We start from the raw sequence: 12,496 nt of genomic DNA, 5'->3' as shown, positions 1-12,496 counted from the left end.
GGCTTCAGCGGACGGAGCCACGCGACCGCCACGCGGCATCCCGAAGCCGGCCGGCCGATGGCACTGGCGGGGGGCAGCCGTTTCAGGGGCGCCTTGCCGTGGCCTCGGGCCACGATGCGCACGGAAACTCGGCCCGGGCCCGCATCGAGGCACCCGACGGTACGACCATCCAGAGCGAGGCCTTCTCGCCGGCCGGGCAAGCCGCCATCACGCAGCACGCCTACAGCCCGACCGAGGCGGGTGGTCTCTTCGTGGCGCTCGTCACCGGTCCGCAGGACAGCACCGCTGCTTACGCCGCGCTGATCGACCCGGGTGGACTGCTCGTCCTGTCGGAGGGCGCGGCGCAGGAGGCCGAGATCCGGCGTTTTGCGTCGGACGATGTGACGGGGCGGCACTACCGCTTCACCGTCGCGGGCCCCGAGCACAGCCTCGGCCGCTGGAGCCTGCTGCCGCTCGCCAGCCTCGAGCTGACCGAACGCCGTCATCAGGCGCGCACGGGCTTTGGCCTCGACATCGCCGAGTCGATCTCCGGTACCCGGATCCCCGAACCGGGATTCCGCACGGACGACCGGCTCGTGGCATCCGGCGTGGGGCTGGGAACGGGTCTTTCGCTGCGTCGCGGGCTCGGGCAGGGCTGGGGGCTCGGGCTCGAGTTGCTGGCGGGGCTGGGCCTGTCCTGGGCCGACTATACCGGCGCGGGCTCAAGCGGGGTTGCGGGCCTTCGGCAGATCCCGCTGGCGGTGGAGCATCAGTCGTGGCGGGGCGTCACGCGCTTCGGGCAGGTCTCGGCGGTGCTCGACCGCGACCTGGGGGGCGGCCGAAGCTTCAGCCTCTTCCTGTCGGGCGAACTGGCCGCCGGCCTTCCCCGCCTGCGCGACACCGGGCCACCCGGCATCCTGCTGGGCCAGACGACGGAAGGCGCGCTGAGCTACGAAGGCACAGGCGAACCTCACCGCCGCCGCCGCATCGCTGACGAGAGCCTGCACGACTTCCGCATCGGGATGTCCTTCGCCTGGCTGTTCTGAGGCGGCCGACTCTCTCACGATGAGAACAATCAATGACGCGGCCGCCGGCCTGCCGCACAGACGGAGGAACATGCACGCGCCTTGCGGCGCCAGAGCAGAGGAGGAGGAGAGAAGATGGGAGATCTGGACATCCGCCAGGACGTGCTCGACGGACTGGAGTTCGAGCCGAGCCTCGATGCGGCCCATATCGGCGTGTCGGTCGAGAACGGCATCGTGCTTCTGACCGGCCATGTCCGCACCTATGACGAGCGGTTGAAGGCAGAGCAGGTCGTCACCTCGATCAAGGGGGTGCGCGGGATCGCCCAGGATATCGAGGTGCGGCCCGTGGGCGCCAACGTGACCGCCGACGACGAGATCGCCCGCCGGGTGCTCGACGTGCTGAAGTGGAACGCCTCGGTTCCGACCGACGCGGTCAAGGTGAAGGTCGCGAAGGGCTGGGTGACGCTGAGCGGCGCGGTGGAGTGGAACTTTCAGCGCGAGGCGGCCGAACATTCGATCCGCGGCATCGCCGGCGTCGTGGGGATCTCGAACGCGATCGTGATCGCGACGAAACTCAGCCCGGCCGATCTGCGGCTGCGCATCGAACGGGCGCTCAAGCGGCGGGCGGAACTGGAAATGTCCGACATCCGGGTCGAGGTCTCGGGCGGCACCGTCACGCTCGACGGCAAGGTGCACAGCATCGGCGAGCGGCGCGCGGCTGAACAGGCCGTATGGGCCGCTCCGGGCGTGGTCGACGTGCGGGACCGCCTGTCGGTCGTCTGATCGCCGAGGGCGAGGGGCCGCCGCGTCGGGCGGCCCCTGCGGATGGCGGCCGAATGTCAGGCGTGATGATCCGCAACCGCGTGGACCACCTCGGCCGTCAGATCGCGTGTCGCGGAATGGGCGATGTCGCCGAGCGCCAGCATGCCCACGAGCCGCTTGTTGTCGTCGATCACCGGCAGCCTGCGGATCCTGCGCTCCTCCATCTGGTGGATCGCATCCGAGATCGGCTGGCTCGTCCGGCACCAGACGACGCCCTCGGTCATGACGTCGCTGGCCTTGGTCGTCTTAGGGTCGCGCCCTTCGGCCAGCACCCGAAGCACGAGATCCCGATCCGTGATCATCCCGATCAGCCGGTCATCGCGCCCCACGGGCAGCGCGCCGATGTCGTCGGCTCTCATCTGCCGGGCGACTTCGGATACCGGAGTGTCCGCCTCGACCCAGGCGGCCGGCTTGTGCATGGCTTCGCGAACTTCCATCGTCTCCTCCTGTGGTGTCCGGGTTGCAGGGTCAGTCCGGCGGTCCGGTGGGATCGAGAAGAGGGCCCACGGGGCCACCGCGGTGGATCTGGGCCAGCGCGGCCCCGATCAGCGGCGCGACCGAGAGGCAGTGAAGGTGCGGGGCGGGCTCGGCCGGCACCGCGCTGTCGGTGACGGTGAGGCTGCCCACCGCCGGATCGGCCAGCCGGGCGACGGCGGCCGCGTCCACGAGATGCGTCGCCACCAGATGCACCTCGGCCGCGCCACGCTCGGCGCAGGCACGGGCCGCACGCAGAAGCGTGCCCCCGCTCTCGATCATGTCGTCCACGATCCAGACCGTCCGGCCCTCCACCTCGCCCGCGAAGAGATCGCCCGACACGACGCCCTCGGACCGGTGCTTCTCCATGAAGCCGAAGCCGACGGGCCGCGTGCTCACCTGCTCGACCGCATCGCGCAGGAGCGCGGCGCGCTTCACCCCGCCGCCGTCCGGCGACACGAGGCACAGCGGATGGCCCGCGCTGCGGCTCAGGATCTCGGTCGCAAAGAGACGACAGGTGTCGAGATGCACCGTCGCGCAGCGGAAGGCATTCTGGAAGGCGGCGAGATTGTGGACCTCGAGCGTGATCAGCGCGTCAACTCCCACCGCCTCGATCAGCCGCGCGACGCCGGCCGTGTTCACCGGATCGCGCGCCTTCGTCTGGCGGTCCTTGCGCATGTAGGGCAGCCAGGGGCTGACGATCAGCACGCGCGCCGCCCCGTTGGTCCGGCAGCAGGCCACGAACAGCAGCAGCCGCACCAGCGCATCGTTCACCGATCCCACCTCACCCGCATGCAGGACCGAAAAGAGGCAGACCTCGTGTCCCCGGACGCTGACGAGCGGCCTGAGCTTGTGCTCGCCGCCGGAAAAGGCGCGGGCATCGTGCATGGCCACCGAAAGGCCCGCCCTGCGGGCGACCGCATGGCCGAGCGGATGGGACGGGGTGAGGTCGAAATACAGCATGGCCCACGATCCGCCCGCAGGGCCGGGTGCGGCATTGACGACAGTCATTGAGGGCGCGGCTCTGCGGCCCATCATCCGATCATTCCGGGAAGGAGTGCGCCATGAAGATCTCGGGGATTGCCAGCCTCGATCACGCGCCTCAGGTGGTGGCCGAATGGCTGAACGAGCTGCAGGAGGATCTCGGCTGGTCGGATCGGGCCCGGGCCTACCTGCTCTTCCGCACGACGCTTCAGACGGTGCGCGACTTCCTGACGGTGGACGAGGCGGCCGATCTGGCCGCGCAACTGCCGCTGCTGATCCGCGGCATCTTCTTCGAGGGATGGGTGCCGTCGCGCACCCCGGTTCATCCGCGGTCGGTCGATGACTTCCTCGAACGTGTCACGCGCCATTTCCCGACCGAGCCCCTGGCGGAGCCCGATGTCGCGGTGGCGGCCGTCTTCGACCTGCTGCGGCGGCATGTCTCGATGGGAGAGTTCCAGCAGGTCGCCTGGGCCATGCGGCGGCCGCTGCGCGATCTCTGGATGTGATGGGCCGGGCGCCGGCCGGTGCGCCCGCGTCCCCCGAGGCCGCCCCCCCAGCCGAGGACGCCGCGGCCTGTCTGGCGCGGCTGCCGGGGCTGGAGCGGGTGGTCGAGACCCACCTCGCGCGCGTCTTCCTGTTCCCCGACCGCGTGCTGAAGATGAAGCGGCCGCTGCAGACCGCCACACAGGATCTGCGCCTGCTGCCCGCCCGGCACCGCGCCTGCGCGGCCGAGGTGCGGCTCAACCGCGAACTGGCCGGGCCGGAGGTCTATCGCGGTCTGCTGCCGGTGGTTCGGACCGCCTCGGGCCTCGGGCTTGATGGGCGCGGCGAGGTGTTGGAATGGCTCGTCCACATGCGACGGCTGCCCTCGGACCGGATGCTCGACAGGCTGATCCTGGAGGGTCGCGGGCCCGGCCCGGCCGAGATCGAGGCGCTGGGGCGCCGTCTCGCCGGGTTCTGGCGCGCAACGCGGGGCGCCCCCGAGGGCGCCTATCTCCGCCACCTGCTGCATGAGGCCACGATCAACGCAGGTCATCTCGCCGCGATGGCCGGACATGTGCCCGGTGCCGACATCGCGGGGCTCTCGGCCGCCCTGTTGCACCGCCTGAAGGGCGGACGGCGAGAGATCGCACGGCGCGAGGCCCTGGGCTTCGTGCGCGAGGGACATGGCGACCTGCGCCCCGAGCATGTCTGCCTGACGCTGCCGCCCATCCTCTTCGACCGGGTTGAGTTTGCCCGCGACTTCCGCCTTGCGGATGCGCACGACGAGGTGGCTTTCCTCGGGCAGGAATGTGCGCTGCTGGGCCGGCCCGACATCGCGCCCCGTCTGGTCCGTCATCTGGAGGGTGCGGGCTTTCCGCCGCCCTCGCGGGGGCTGCTGAAGACCTTCCGCCTGCATCACTGCCTGACGCGGGCGAGGCTGGCCCTCGATCACCTGCTTGACCCCGCCTGCTCCGACCCCGCGAAGTTCCGCGAACGGGCGCGCGTGCGACTGGATCTGGCCGCCCGGCTGCTGGGCTGACGGGCTTACATCTTGCGTCCGAGATAGCCGAGGATCACCTGTGGCAGCTCATGGGCCGACACATGGATCAGGTTCAGCGGCATCTCGCACCGCACCAGCCGCCGCAACGCGGGCGGCAGCATCGTCCGCATGAGCCCGAGCGAATGCGGCTCGGCAAAGATGACGAGCTGGTGAACCTCGCCCGCCCGCCGGTGTGTCTCGAGCACGGCCACGACCTCGCGCAGGAAGGTGCGTTCATCCTCCTTCAGCGGATCGGAACCATATTCCATCGCCGAACGCCGGCCTCCGCCAAAGGACGCGAAGCTGCGCCCCGGCTTGTCCGACATCAGATCACGCAGCTTGTGCGCTTCGCACTTCAGGACAAGCTCCGCCGTCGGCGGAGGCCCACGGCGCGGCAACCCTCTCAGGATGCGCGCGCGCGTGCTGTCCAGAACCAGTGCCCAGGTATCCTCCTCACGTAACATCATCTTGGTGTCTCCATCCTCGGGACAGAATTGGCCGGATCCGGTTCACAGGCATTGACCGCCGTCACGGGCCTGCGCGCTCTTGCCCCGCGTCAATGCCATGAGCGGCGCTTGGCCGAGGATGCGGACCAGACCGGGCAGGCAGGGAGGAACCGGAATGAACACCACCCTTGGAAGCGATCCGGCGGACATGCGCAACCGGCTTTGCCAACGCGCGGACAGGACCATCGTCGGGGGGGCGGTAACGGACCCCGTGCCCCCCTGTCCGCGCGCGGCCGAGCGGATGGGGCCGGACCCCCGGGCTGTGTGCGAGGCCTTTCGTGATCTCGGACTGACCGTCGCCGAGATCGGGCGCTACTTCGGCCTGTCGCCGGCCTGTGTCCTGACCCTCGATCCGGGGACCGGGCCCGGGCTCAGTCCAGCACGAGATCCTGCCCCGAGGCCTGCACCAGCCGCTTCGGGTTGCAGATGCGGTAGCGCCGCGCCGCTGCGTCCAGACTCTCGATCACCTGCATCCGCTCGAGCGTGCGGAAGGCCCGGCTGAGCGATTCGGGTCGGGCCCCGAGGTAGTGCGCGAGGTCCTTTCGGCCGAGGGGCAGCGCCACCTCGCCCCCGTTGCCCGCACGACGGGCCAGGATGATCAGGAAGGAGGCCACGCGCTCGACCACCTTCAGCCCGTTCATCATCATCAGCCACTCGCGTGCGGCATCCATCTCGTCGAGCAGATGGACGAGAAAGATGCGCTCCAGTTCGGGGTCCTGATCCAGCAGCGCCTGAAACTCGGCCAGGGGGAAGGTGACGAGCCGGCTGTGCGACAGGGCCGTGATCCGGTAGGTGAGCGGCCCGTCATAGACGCGGCCGAACAGATCGGTCGGGATCAGCAGGCCGATGATGTGCTGCCGATCGTCCGGCAGCATCTTGATCATTCCGAGAGCCCCCTCGAGAACATATCCGATCTCGGTCAGGGTGCTGCCCTCGACGGCGATGACCTGTCCCTGAGCCACCTCATGCTCGCGCACCATCGACATCAGTGCCTCACGCGTCTGCGTGTTCACATGATCCAGCATCGAACGGAAATGGGCCAGATCTCCGGCGGCAACACCCGTCATGCGCGGCCCTCCGCGGTGCACATCCTCAACCACCCGCTCACCCCTTCGTGATCCCATCACCTCCAATCTAGCCCTGTGCATTGTCGCGCGTGTTGAAGCGCGACAATGCACAGGATCGGCTCCGTGCGACTCTGCAGCCCGAAAGCGATTGTTCGAGAATTTTATCAACCGCCAGTTTGACCGGGGGGAAGTGGCGATGGTTTCCAGTTCTGACAGCACGAACGACCGACAGGGCAGCACCAGCGCGAGAATGTCGGCCGGTCCACCATGCGCGGCCTCGGGGCGGCGGTTCCTGTCCAGGCCGTCGCTTCATGGCCGGAAGGTCCGCCTGTCGCTTGACGAGGTGCTGGTCGCAGAGGGCAACGACATCCGCAGCGTCTGGCTCCTCGAGAGCGGCATCCTGCGGGTCCAGCGGATCGGGCTCGAGGGCCGCAGGCAGATCCTGAATCTGCTCTTGCCGGGTGATCTGCTGGGCACGGATCTTCAGGGCCGGCAGGGCCTGTCGGTCGAGGCCTGCACCGAGGCGCGGCTACTGGAAGTGCCGATGGCCGACCTGATCCAGACGGTCCGGCACAACCCTGAACTGCGCCGCGCCGTGCACGAGGCCAATCTCGTCCATCTCGAACGGATGCGATGGCTGACCTGGATGCTGGGTGCGCTGAAACCCGAAGAGCGGATCTGCGCCTTCCTTGCGCTGGCCGGCCGCCTGCTCTCGCCCGAGCAGCAGCCCGACGGCAGCCGGATCGTCACCAACCCGCTGTCGCGGCAGGATCTGTCCGACCTTCTCGGCATGACGGTCGAATCGATCAGCCGGATCATTCACCGGCTGGAAGATCAGGGCGTGATCGAGATCCTGAGTCCCACCCGCTTCCGCATCCGCAATCTCGCGCGGCTGCTGGGAAAGGGCGGCGTGACGCAGGATCTCTCCGCGCTTGCGCTCGCCGCGCCGGACCTCGGCGAGTGGATCGGCGGAGCACAGCCGCCGATGACCGCAGTCAATGAAGCCAGCCCGGCCAAGGCGCAGGTTTCCTGAAGCCGCGATCTCCGGCCCGCCGCGGCGCGGCACGCGCCGCGGGCAAGGCGCGGGCGCCGGTCCTGATCCGGCAGACCTTCGATTTCGGGAGTATTGCAATGACCGACGAAACCAATGTGGACGTCCGGCGCGAGGCTCCGACGCCACCGGCGCAGCTGCGCGAATGGGAGCCGCTGGCCTACATGCGCCAGCAGCTCGACCGGCTGATGCACGACTTCGACTGGCCCGATTTTCGCTTTCTCAACCGCCGAACGGGCGGCGTCGAGGCGGGCCCCGCCTGGCCGCATCCGGGCCTCACGCTTCCGGCCGTCGATCTGATCGAGCGCCCCGACGGCTATGAGGTGCAGGCCGAGCTTCCGGGCTTCGACCCTGCGCGGATCGACGTTCGCCTTGCGGACGGAAGCATGACGATCCGGGCCGAGCGCAGCTCGCAGCGCGACGAGGACAAGGGGGACTATCACCTGCGCGAACGCAGCAGCGGCATGTTCCAGCGCATGTTCCGCCTGCCGGCGGGCATCGACGCCGACAAGGTGGCCGCTCGCTACGAGAAGGGCATCCTGACGGTCATGCTGCCGAAGACGGCCGAGGCGATGGAAAAAGAGCGCAGGATCGAGGTGAAGGCCGCCTGACCCCCGCGCGTCCCGAGGGCGGTCGAACCGGCAGGGGCCGCGCAGAGCTGGCGCGGCCCCTGTTGCCGTGGGCACCCGCCCGGTCGCCCCCGCCCGCGCTGCAACCGCCAGACGCTTAGCCCCGATGCGGCAGCCCGCAAGCCGCTGCACGACCTGCCCGACCAAGGAGAAAGAGAATGGACGGCCACATCCCGCGTCACCGGTTTGCCGCCCTTGCCGTGGCGCTTGCTCTCGGGCTGGGCGGATGCACCGAGCAGAAAAGCTATCCGCTGTCGGGCTCGCCCTGCAATCCGGGTGATCCGGTGCAGTCGATGCATGCCTCGGACTATGCCTCGCCCTGCCCGTAGCGGCGAGGGCCGCGGCTGGCGGATTGGCCTCATCGTCCTGCTCCTCGCCCTGACGACGGCCCGCCCTGCCGCCGCCGCCTGCGGTCTCGCCGGTGTCTCGGTCTCGGGATCGGCCGAGGAGATCGCGGAGGCCTGCGAGGTGCTGGCGGAGGTCACGGGCTACTTCAGGGCGCTCGGCTTCAGCCTGGAGCCGGAAGTCACCGTCGTCTTCGCCGACCGGATCGAGATCGAGTTGCCCGGCGAACCCTCCGGGGCGGAGCCCACAACCGGGACGCGGGCCGAGATCTCCGGCTGCTATGATTTCCGGCAGGACATGGTCTGCGTGGTGTCCGGCCACCGCGGACTGTCTCGTGATCGCCAGACCTGGGGCCTCGACTGGAGCCCGCCCGTCGCGCGCTCGATCCTGACGCACGAGCTGGTTCACGCCACCGTGAGCGACATCCTCGGGCCGCAGAGCGCGGACATCGGCATGGTCTGGCACGAGTTCATCGCCTATGCGGTGCAGTTCCACCTCATGCCCCCGGCGCTCCGGGCCGAGGTGCTGGAACGCCATCCCGACGTCACCGCCTTCGCCACCGCCGAGCGTATCAACCCGATGACCTACGCGATGGACCCCGAGGCCTTCGCGATCAGCGCCTTTCTCTTCGCCGAGGAGCAGGGCGGCGGCGCCTTCATCCGCCAACTGCTGACCGGCAGCACTCCCTTCTCCACCGAGGAGTTCCAGTTCCTCTGGACCGAATGAGAGGATCCTGCGCCTGCGTGACAGCGATCAATGCGCGCCCGACCGGGGCGGGGTTCGATGGCGGGGCAGCCGGAGTAGGCGGGACCATGGGGAAGACGGGCGAAAGGCGCATCATGACGATCGGGCCAGAGCGGCTCGAAAGCACCCTGCGCATCCCGGAAGGCAGCCGCTCGCTGGTCATCTTCGCCCATGGCGCGGACAGCAGCCGCCTCAGCCCGCGCAACAATCTCGTGGCCGAACGGATGGGCAAGGCGGGGATCGCCACGCTTCTCTTCGATCTCCTCACCGAGGCCGAGGCCGCGGACCGGCACAACGTCTTCGACATCCCGCTGCTTGGCCGGCGCGTGATCGGAGCCGTGAACCGGCTCTCGCAGGAGCCGGATCTCGAGGGCCTGCCGATCGGCCTCTTCGGCGCCAGCACCGGCGCCGCGGCCGCCCTTGTCGCGGCGGCCCGCCTGCCGCGCGAGGTGCGGGCCGTCGTGTCGCGCGGGGGCCGGCCCGATCTGGCCGGACCGGCGCTGGCCGAGGTCATCGCCCCCACCCTCCTGCTGGTGGGCGGGGCGGACCCGGAGGTGCTGGCTCTGAACGAGGAGGCGGCCCGCCTCCTTACCTGCCACTGGCGGCTGGTGATCGTTCCGGGTGCCACGCATCTCTTCGAAGAGCCGGGCGCGCTCGATCAGGTGGTCGATCTGGCGACGGACTGGTTTCTCGAGCATCTGGAGCGGGCCGAGCCATGACGGTCTTCCGCGACCGGACAGAGGCCGGACGCCGGCTCGCCGCACTGTTCGCGGGGCGGAACGACAGGGATCCGGTTGTTCTCGCCCTGCCCCGCGGCGGGGTTCCGGTTGCGTTCGAGGTCGCACGTGCGCTGTCGGCCCCGCTCGATCTGGTCATGGTGCGCAAGCTGGGCGTGCCATGGCAGCCCGAACTTGCCGCAGGGGCGGTGGCGGACGGCGAGGACCCCGAGATGGTGATCAACGAGTCGGTCGCGGCGATGGCGGGGCTCGACCGGGCGGATCTGGAAGAGCTGGCAGCGGTCCAGCTGGACGAGATCGCCCGCCGCCGCAGCCTTTATCTTGCGGGTCGCGCGCCGGTTCCCGTGACGGGCCGGACCGCCATTCTCGTCGATGACGGCATTGCAACCGGCGCCACGATCCGAGCCGCCCTTCGGACCACGCGACGGAAAGGCCCGGCCCGGCTTGTTCTGGCCGTGCCGGTCGCGGCGCGCGACACGCTCGAGAGTCTGCGGCCCGAGGTGGACGAGATCCTGTGCCCCCTGCCCGTCGATGCCCTTCGTGCCGTCGGCCTTCATTACGGTGACTTCACGCAGGTCACCGATCAGGAAGTGGTGCGCCTGCTGTCGGCCGCCGCGCCGCCAGACGGAAAGCTGGGATAGGATGCGCCGCCGGCAGAAGTCCCCCCGAGGCTCCTGCCAGAGCCGCGCAGCCCTGTCAGACCGTTGCCGGGGCGGTCCTGCGGATCACGCCAAGGCAGGCATATCCCCGGAACCGACTGTCCGAGCGGCTGATGCCCCCCACCCCTGCGGCCGCTTCGGCCAGCGCCGCCTTGAGGTCGTCGCGCGGCTCGACATGAAAGCGGCCGATCCAGCCGCGCAGACCTGTGCGGAACCAGCGCGGCAGGCCCGCCTGATCCCCGAAATCGACCACATGCAGTTCGCCCCCCTCGGCCAGCAGGGATGCGGCATGGGCCAGCGCAGGACGCCAGGCGGGCATCATCGACAGCGCGTAAGAGATCACGATGCGCTCGAACCGCGCGGCGCCGAGCAGCGCACGGGCGTCGAAGTCGGTGGCGTCGCCCTGCGCAAGACGCGCGCGGGTGCCAAGGCGGGCGCGCGCCGTCCGCAGCATCTCCTCCGAGATGTCGAGCCCGTAAAGGCGCAGCCCCGGCCAGCGGCGGTCGATCAGGTCAAGGTTGCGCCCGGTGCCGCAGGCGATCTCAAGCACACGCGCGCCCGGCGGCGGGGCGAGCGCCGCGATCAGTTCGTCACGCCCGAGCAGGAAGTGACGGCGCGTGATGTCGTAGATCCGCCGCTGGTGACGGTAGGTGGCGTCCATCAGCGCCGCATGGGGCCCCACCGTCATGCGCTGCGGCGCCGGTAGATGTGAAAGCCGCCATAGATCGCCGAGCGGTCCGCCTCGTGGCAGGCGCGGGCGAAGGCACGGTCGCTCTGCCACGCGGACAGGATCTCGGGCGGCAGCTGCTGGGGCAGGATGTCCGCCGCGCCCCCGGTGCGGAAGATCACCGTGGCCCCGGCGGCGGCCGTGCGGGTGATCTCGCGCCACAGATCGGCCAGCTGGGCCCGCGTCATCCAGTCCTGCGCATCCAGAAGCGAGAAGCCGTGGATCGTTCCCGAGGCCTCACCCCCCAGCGCCTTCGTGAGCGGCTGGTTCACCACTTCGGCACGCGCGGCGTGGGCGCGCAGGGCATCGAAGGCCGCGGGCTCCAGATAGGGCGGCAGCGCGCCCTCGCCGGGCTCGGGATAGCAGCGGGCGACCGCCTGCCAGGCAAAGTAGTTCTCGCGCAGCGGATGGTCGCAGAACAGCCGCCGCAACCGCTCGCGCAGCACCGGCAGCACGTCGCCGTCCCCGTCGCAGGCCAGCAACTCATATTGCGCGGGCGGGATGCCGAGCCCGAACAGCGCCGCCGGATGGCGGGCAAGCGACTGCACGAGGGGCGCGGCGAACAGCGGGTCGATGTGGCCGTTGAACCAGGTGCGCTGCTCATCGACCGTGCGGCAGGCCAGCAGGCCACCCAGATCGGTCCCGCCGAGCCGCGCGACCAGATGCGCCGCGCCGATGAAGCGGCCAAGCGCCCCGTGGCGGTAGAAGCCACGGGCAAAGAGGCCGATCCGCCGGCCGAAGGGCGTCCGCGCCTCCCACCAGCCCCGCGTCGCCGGGTCGAGCCGCGGCGCGAGGTAACGGTCATAGGCGCGGATGTTGGTGTCCCGGTCGGCGCGGCCAAAGAAGTCGAAGAAGGCCTCATGGTCGGGCAGGTGCCGGGCGGCCGCCAGCTTCAGCCGCCCCAGCGCGACATGGGCGGGCGAGAGATCCACGGCCAGCAGGCTTCCGGGCCCGGCGGTCAGGTAGGACATCATGTTGCATCCGCCCGAGGCGATGCAGGCCAGCCGCTGCCCCGGCGCGATGGCCAGCGCCTGCATGTCCACCACCGGGTCCTCCCAGATCTGCGGATAGACGAGACCGTGAAACAGCCGCGAGAACAGGCGCTCCATCACCCCCTCGGCGCTGAGGGGCGAGCGGCGGTGGACGGCCGCGCCGATCTGGCGGGCCACGGTCGGCGCGGAAACGGGCTGCGGCGCCATGTCGAGCATGAGGAGACCTTTCGTTC

Annotated in this window: 16 protein-coding genes; 10 read left to right on the top strand and 6 right to left on the bottom strand. The window is 69.9% G+C overall.

Translation table 11 applies throughout. From position 1 onward, the window contains the following. Nucleotides 1-98 precede the first annotated feature (98 nt). Both FG154_RS07320 and FG154_RS07315 read left to right on the top strand, forming a co-directional pair. Complete coding sequence (locus tag FG154_RS07320; RefSeq protein WP_145106043.1) at nucleotides 99-1,025, top strand: hypothetical protein; 927 nt, start codon at nucleotides 99-101, stop codon at nucleotides 1,023-1,025. 114 nt (nucleotides 1,026-1,139) lie between these two features. Then, a complete protein-coding gene (locus FG154_RS07315) occupies nucleotides 1,140-1,787 on the top strand; it encodes a BON domain-containing protein (RefSeq protein ID WP_145106040.1) in 648 nt (215 codons plus the stop codon). Nucleotides 1,788-1,843: 56 nt separating this feature from the next. On the opposite strand, the gene FG154_RS07310 is transcribed toward FG154_RS07315, so the two are convergent. Continuing rightward, nucleotides 1,844-2,263, bottom strand: a complete 420-nt coding sequence (locus FG154_RS07310) for a CBS domain-containing protein (RefSeq protein ID WP_145106037.1) — start codon at nucleotides 2,261-2,263, stop codon at nucleotides 1,844-1,846. Nucleotides 2,264-2,294: 31 nt separating this feature from the next. After that, nucleotides 2,295-3,263, bottom strand: coding sequence for a ribose-phosphate diphosphokinase (locus FG154_RS07305; protein WP_246100162.1), 969 nt, complete (start codon nucleotides 3,261-3,263; stop codon nucleotides 2,295-2,297). A 101-nt stretch (nucleotides 3,264-3,364) separates the two neighbouring features. Between FG154_RS07305 and FG154_RS07300 the strand changes: the two genes are divergently transcribed. Beyond that, on the top strand, nucleotides 3,365-3,790 hold the full coding sequence (locus FG154_RS07300; protein ID WP_145106032.1) for a DUF2267 domain-containing protein: 426 nt from the start codon (nucleotides 3,365-3,367) through the stop codon (nucleotides 3,788-3,790). Next, on the top strand, nucleotides 3,790-4,806 hold the full coding sequence (locus FG154_RS07295) for a hypothetical protein (RefSeq protein ID WP_145106029.1): 1,017 nt from the start codon (nucleotides 3,790-3,792) through the stop codon (nucleotides 4,804-4,806). The genes FG154_RS07300 and FG154_RS07295 overlap by 1 nt, the downstream gene beginning before the upstream one ends. Before the next feature lie 5 nt (nucleotides 4,807-4,811). Here FG154_RS07295 and FG154_RS07290 read toward each other — a convergent pair whose 3' ends face one another. Continuing rightward, complete coding sequence (locus FG154_RS07290) at nucleotides 4,812-5,273, bottom strand: host attachment protein (protein WP_145106027.1); 462 nt, start codon at nucleotides 5,271-5,273, stop codon at nucleotides 4,812-4,814. 410 nt (nucleotides 5,274-5,683) lie between these two features. Further along, the gene (locus FG154_RS07285) at nucleotides 5,684-6,379 is read right to left on the bottom strand and encodes a Crp/Fnr family transcriptional regulator (RefSeq protein WP_145106025.1); all 696 of its coding nucleotides are present in this window, start codon (nucleotides 6,377-6,379) and stop codon (nucleotides 5,684-5,686) included. A gap of 196 nt (nucleotides 6,380-6,575) precedes the next feature. On the opposite strand from FG154_RS07285, the gene FG154_RS07280 reads away from it, so the two are divergent. The 6 genes from FG154_RS07280 (at nucleotide 6,576) to FG154_RS07260 (ending at nucleotide 10,526) form a co-directional block, all read left to right on the top strand. After that, nucleotides 6,576-7,412, top strand: a complete 837-nt coding sequence (locus tag FG154_RS07280; RefSeq protein ID WP_145106022.1) for a Crp/Fnr family transcriptional regulator — start codon at nucleotides 6,576-6,578, stop codon at nucleotides 7,410-7,412. 98 nt (nucleotides 7,413-7,510) lie between these two features. Then, the gene (locus FG154_RS07275; protein WP_145106019.1) at nucleotides 7,511-8,041 is read left to right on the top strand and encodes an Hsp20/alpha crystallin family protein; all 531 of its coding nucleotides are present in this window, start codon (nucleotides 7,511-7,513) and stop codon (nucleotides 8,039-8,041) included. A 176-nt stretch (nucleotides 8,042-8,217) separates the two neighbouring features. After that, nucleotides 8,218-8,388 (top strand): hypothetical protein, encoded by a 171-nt coding sequence (locus FG154_RS21030; protein ID WP_186312308.1) that lies wholly within the window; start codon nucleotides 8,218-8,220, stop codon nucleotides 8,386-8,388. Continuing rightward, on the top strand, nucleotides 8,369-9,130 hold the full coding sequence (locus FG154_RS07270; RefSeq protein ID WP_246100160.1) for a DUF6639 family protein: 762 nt from the start codon (nucleotides 8,369-8,371) through the stop codon (nucleotides 9,128-9,130). Before FG154_RS21030 ends, FG154_RS07270 begins: the two co-directional genes overlap by 20 nt. 86 nt (nucleotides 9,131-9,216) lie before the next feature. Continuing rightward, nucleotides 9,217-9,867, top strand: coding sequence for a dienelactone hydrolase family protein (locus tag FG154_RS07265; protein ID WP_186312307.1), 651 nt, complete (start codon nucleotides 9,217-9,219; stop codon nucleotides 9,865-9,867). After that, entirely contained in the window at nucleotides 9,864-10,526 is a 663-nt protein-coding gene (locus FG154_RS07260) for a phosphoribosyltransferase (protein WP_145106015.1), read from the top strand. The genes FG154_RS07265 and FG154_RS07260 overlap by 4 nt, the downstream gene beginning before the upstream one ends. Nucleotides 10,527-10,581: 55 nt before the next feature. On the opposite strand, the gene FG154_RS07255 is transcribed toward FG154_RS07260, so the two are convergent. After that, the gene (locus FG154_RS07255; protein WP_145106012.1) at nucleotides 10,582-11,232 is read right to left on the bottom strand and encodes a class I SAM-dependent methyltransferase; all 651 of its coding nucleotides are present in this window, start codon (nucleotides 11,230-11,232) and stop codon (nucleotides 10,582-10,584) included. Then, entirely contained in the window at nucleotides 11,229-12,479 is a 1,251-nt protein-coding gene (locus tag FG154_RS07250) for a BtaA family protein (RefSeq protein WP_145106009.1), read from the bottom strand. The genes FG154_RS07255 and FG154_RS07250 overlap by 4 nt, the downstream gene beginning before the upstream one ends. Nucleotides 12,480-12,496: the final 17 nt, after the last annotated feature.

Source organism: Cereibacter sediminicola (genome assembly GCF_007668225.1).
GTDB lineage: Bacteria > Pseudomonadota > Alphaproteobacteria > Rhodobacterales > Rhodobacteraceae > Cereibacter_A > Cereibacter_A azotoformans.
This window is presented reverse-complemented; position numbering and strand designations above follow the sequence as displayed.

Bases quoted from the DNA above. Each gene is read 5' to 3' on its own strand.
- FG154_RS07305 (WP_246100162.1), bottom strand. From the start codon at position 3,263: ATGCTGTATTTCGACCTCACCCCGTCCCATCCGCTCGGCCATGCGGTC.
- FG154_RS07295 (WP_145106029.1), top strand. From the start codon at position 3,790: ATGGGCCGGGCGCCGGCCGGTGCGCCCGCGTCCCCCGAGGCCGCCCCC.
- FG154_RS07270 (WP_246100160.1), top strand. From the start codon at position 8,369: ATGCCTCGCCCTGCCCGTAGCGGCGAGGGCCGCGGCTGGCGGATTGGC.
- FG154_RS07290 (WP_145106027.1), bottom strand. From the start codon at position 5,273: ATGATGTTACGTGAGGAGGATACCTGGGCACTGGTTCTGGACAGCACG.
- FG154_RS07310 (WP_145106037.1), bottom strand. From the start codon at position 2,263: ATGGAAGTTCGCGAAGCCATGCACAAGCCGGCCGCCTGGGTCGAGGCG.
- FG154_RS07275 (WP_145106019.1), top strand. From the start codon at position 7,511: ATGACCGACGAAACCAATGTGGACGTCCGGCGCGAGGCTCCGACGCCA.
- FG154_RS07250 (WP_145106009.1), bottom strand. From the start codon at position 12,479: ATGCTCGACATGGCGCCGCAGCCCGTTTCCGCGCCGACCGTGGCCCGC.
- FG154_RS07255 (WP_145106012.1), bottom strand. From the start codon at position 11,232: ATGACGGTGGGGCCCCATGCGGCGCTGATGGACGCCACCTACCGTCAC.
- FG154_RS21030 (WP_186312308.1), top strand. From the start codon at position 8,218: ATGGACGGCCACATCCCGCGTCACCGGTTTGCCGCCCTTGCCGTGGCG.
- FG154_RS07280 (WP_145106022.1), top strand. From the start codon at position 6,576: ATGGTTTCCAGTTCTGACAGCACGAACGACCGACAGGGCAGCACCAGC.
- FG154_RS07300 (WP_145106032.1), top strand. From the start codon at position 3,365: ATGAAGATCTCGGGGATTGCCAGCCTCGATCACGCGCCTCAGGTGGTG.
- FG154_RS07285 (WP_145106025.1), bottom strand. From the start codon at position 6,379: ATGACGGGTGTTGCCGCCGGAGATCTGGCCCATTTCCGTTCGATGCTG.
- FG154_RS07265 (WP_186312307.1), top strand. From the start codon at position 9,217: ATGGGGAAGACGGGCGAAAGGCGCATCATGACGATCGGGCCAGAGCGG.
- FG154_RS07260 (WP_145106015.1), top strand. From the start codon at position 9,864: ATGACGGTCTTCCGCGACCGGACAGAGGCCGGACGCCGGCTCGCCGCA.
- FG154_RS07315 (WP_145106040.1), top strand. From the start codon at position 1,140: ATGGGAGATCTGGACATCCGCCAGGACGTGCTCGACGGACTGGAGTTC.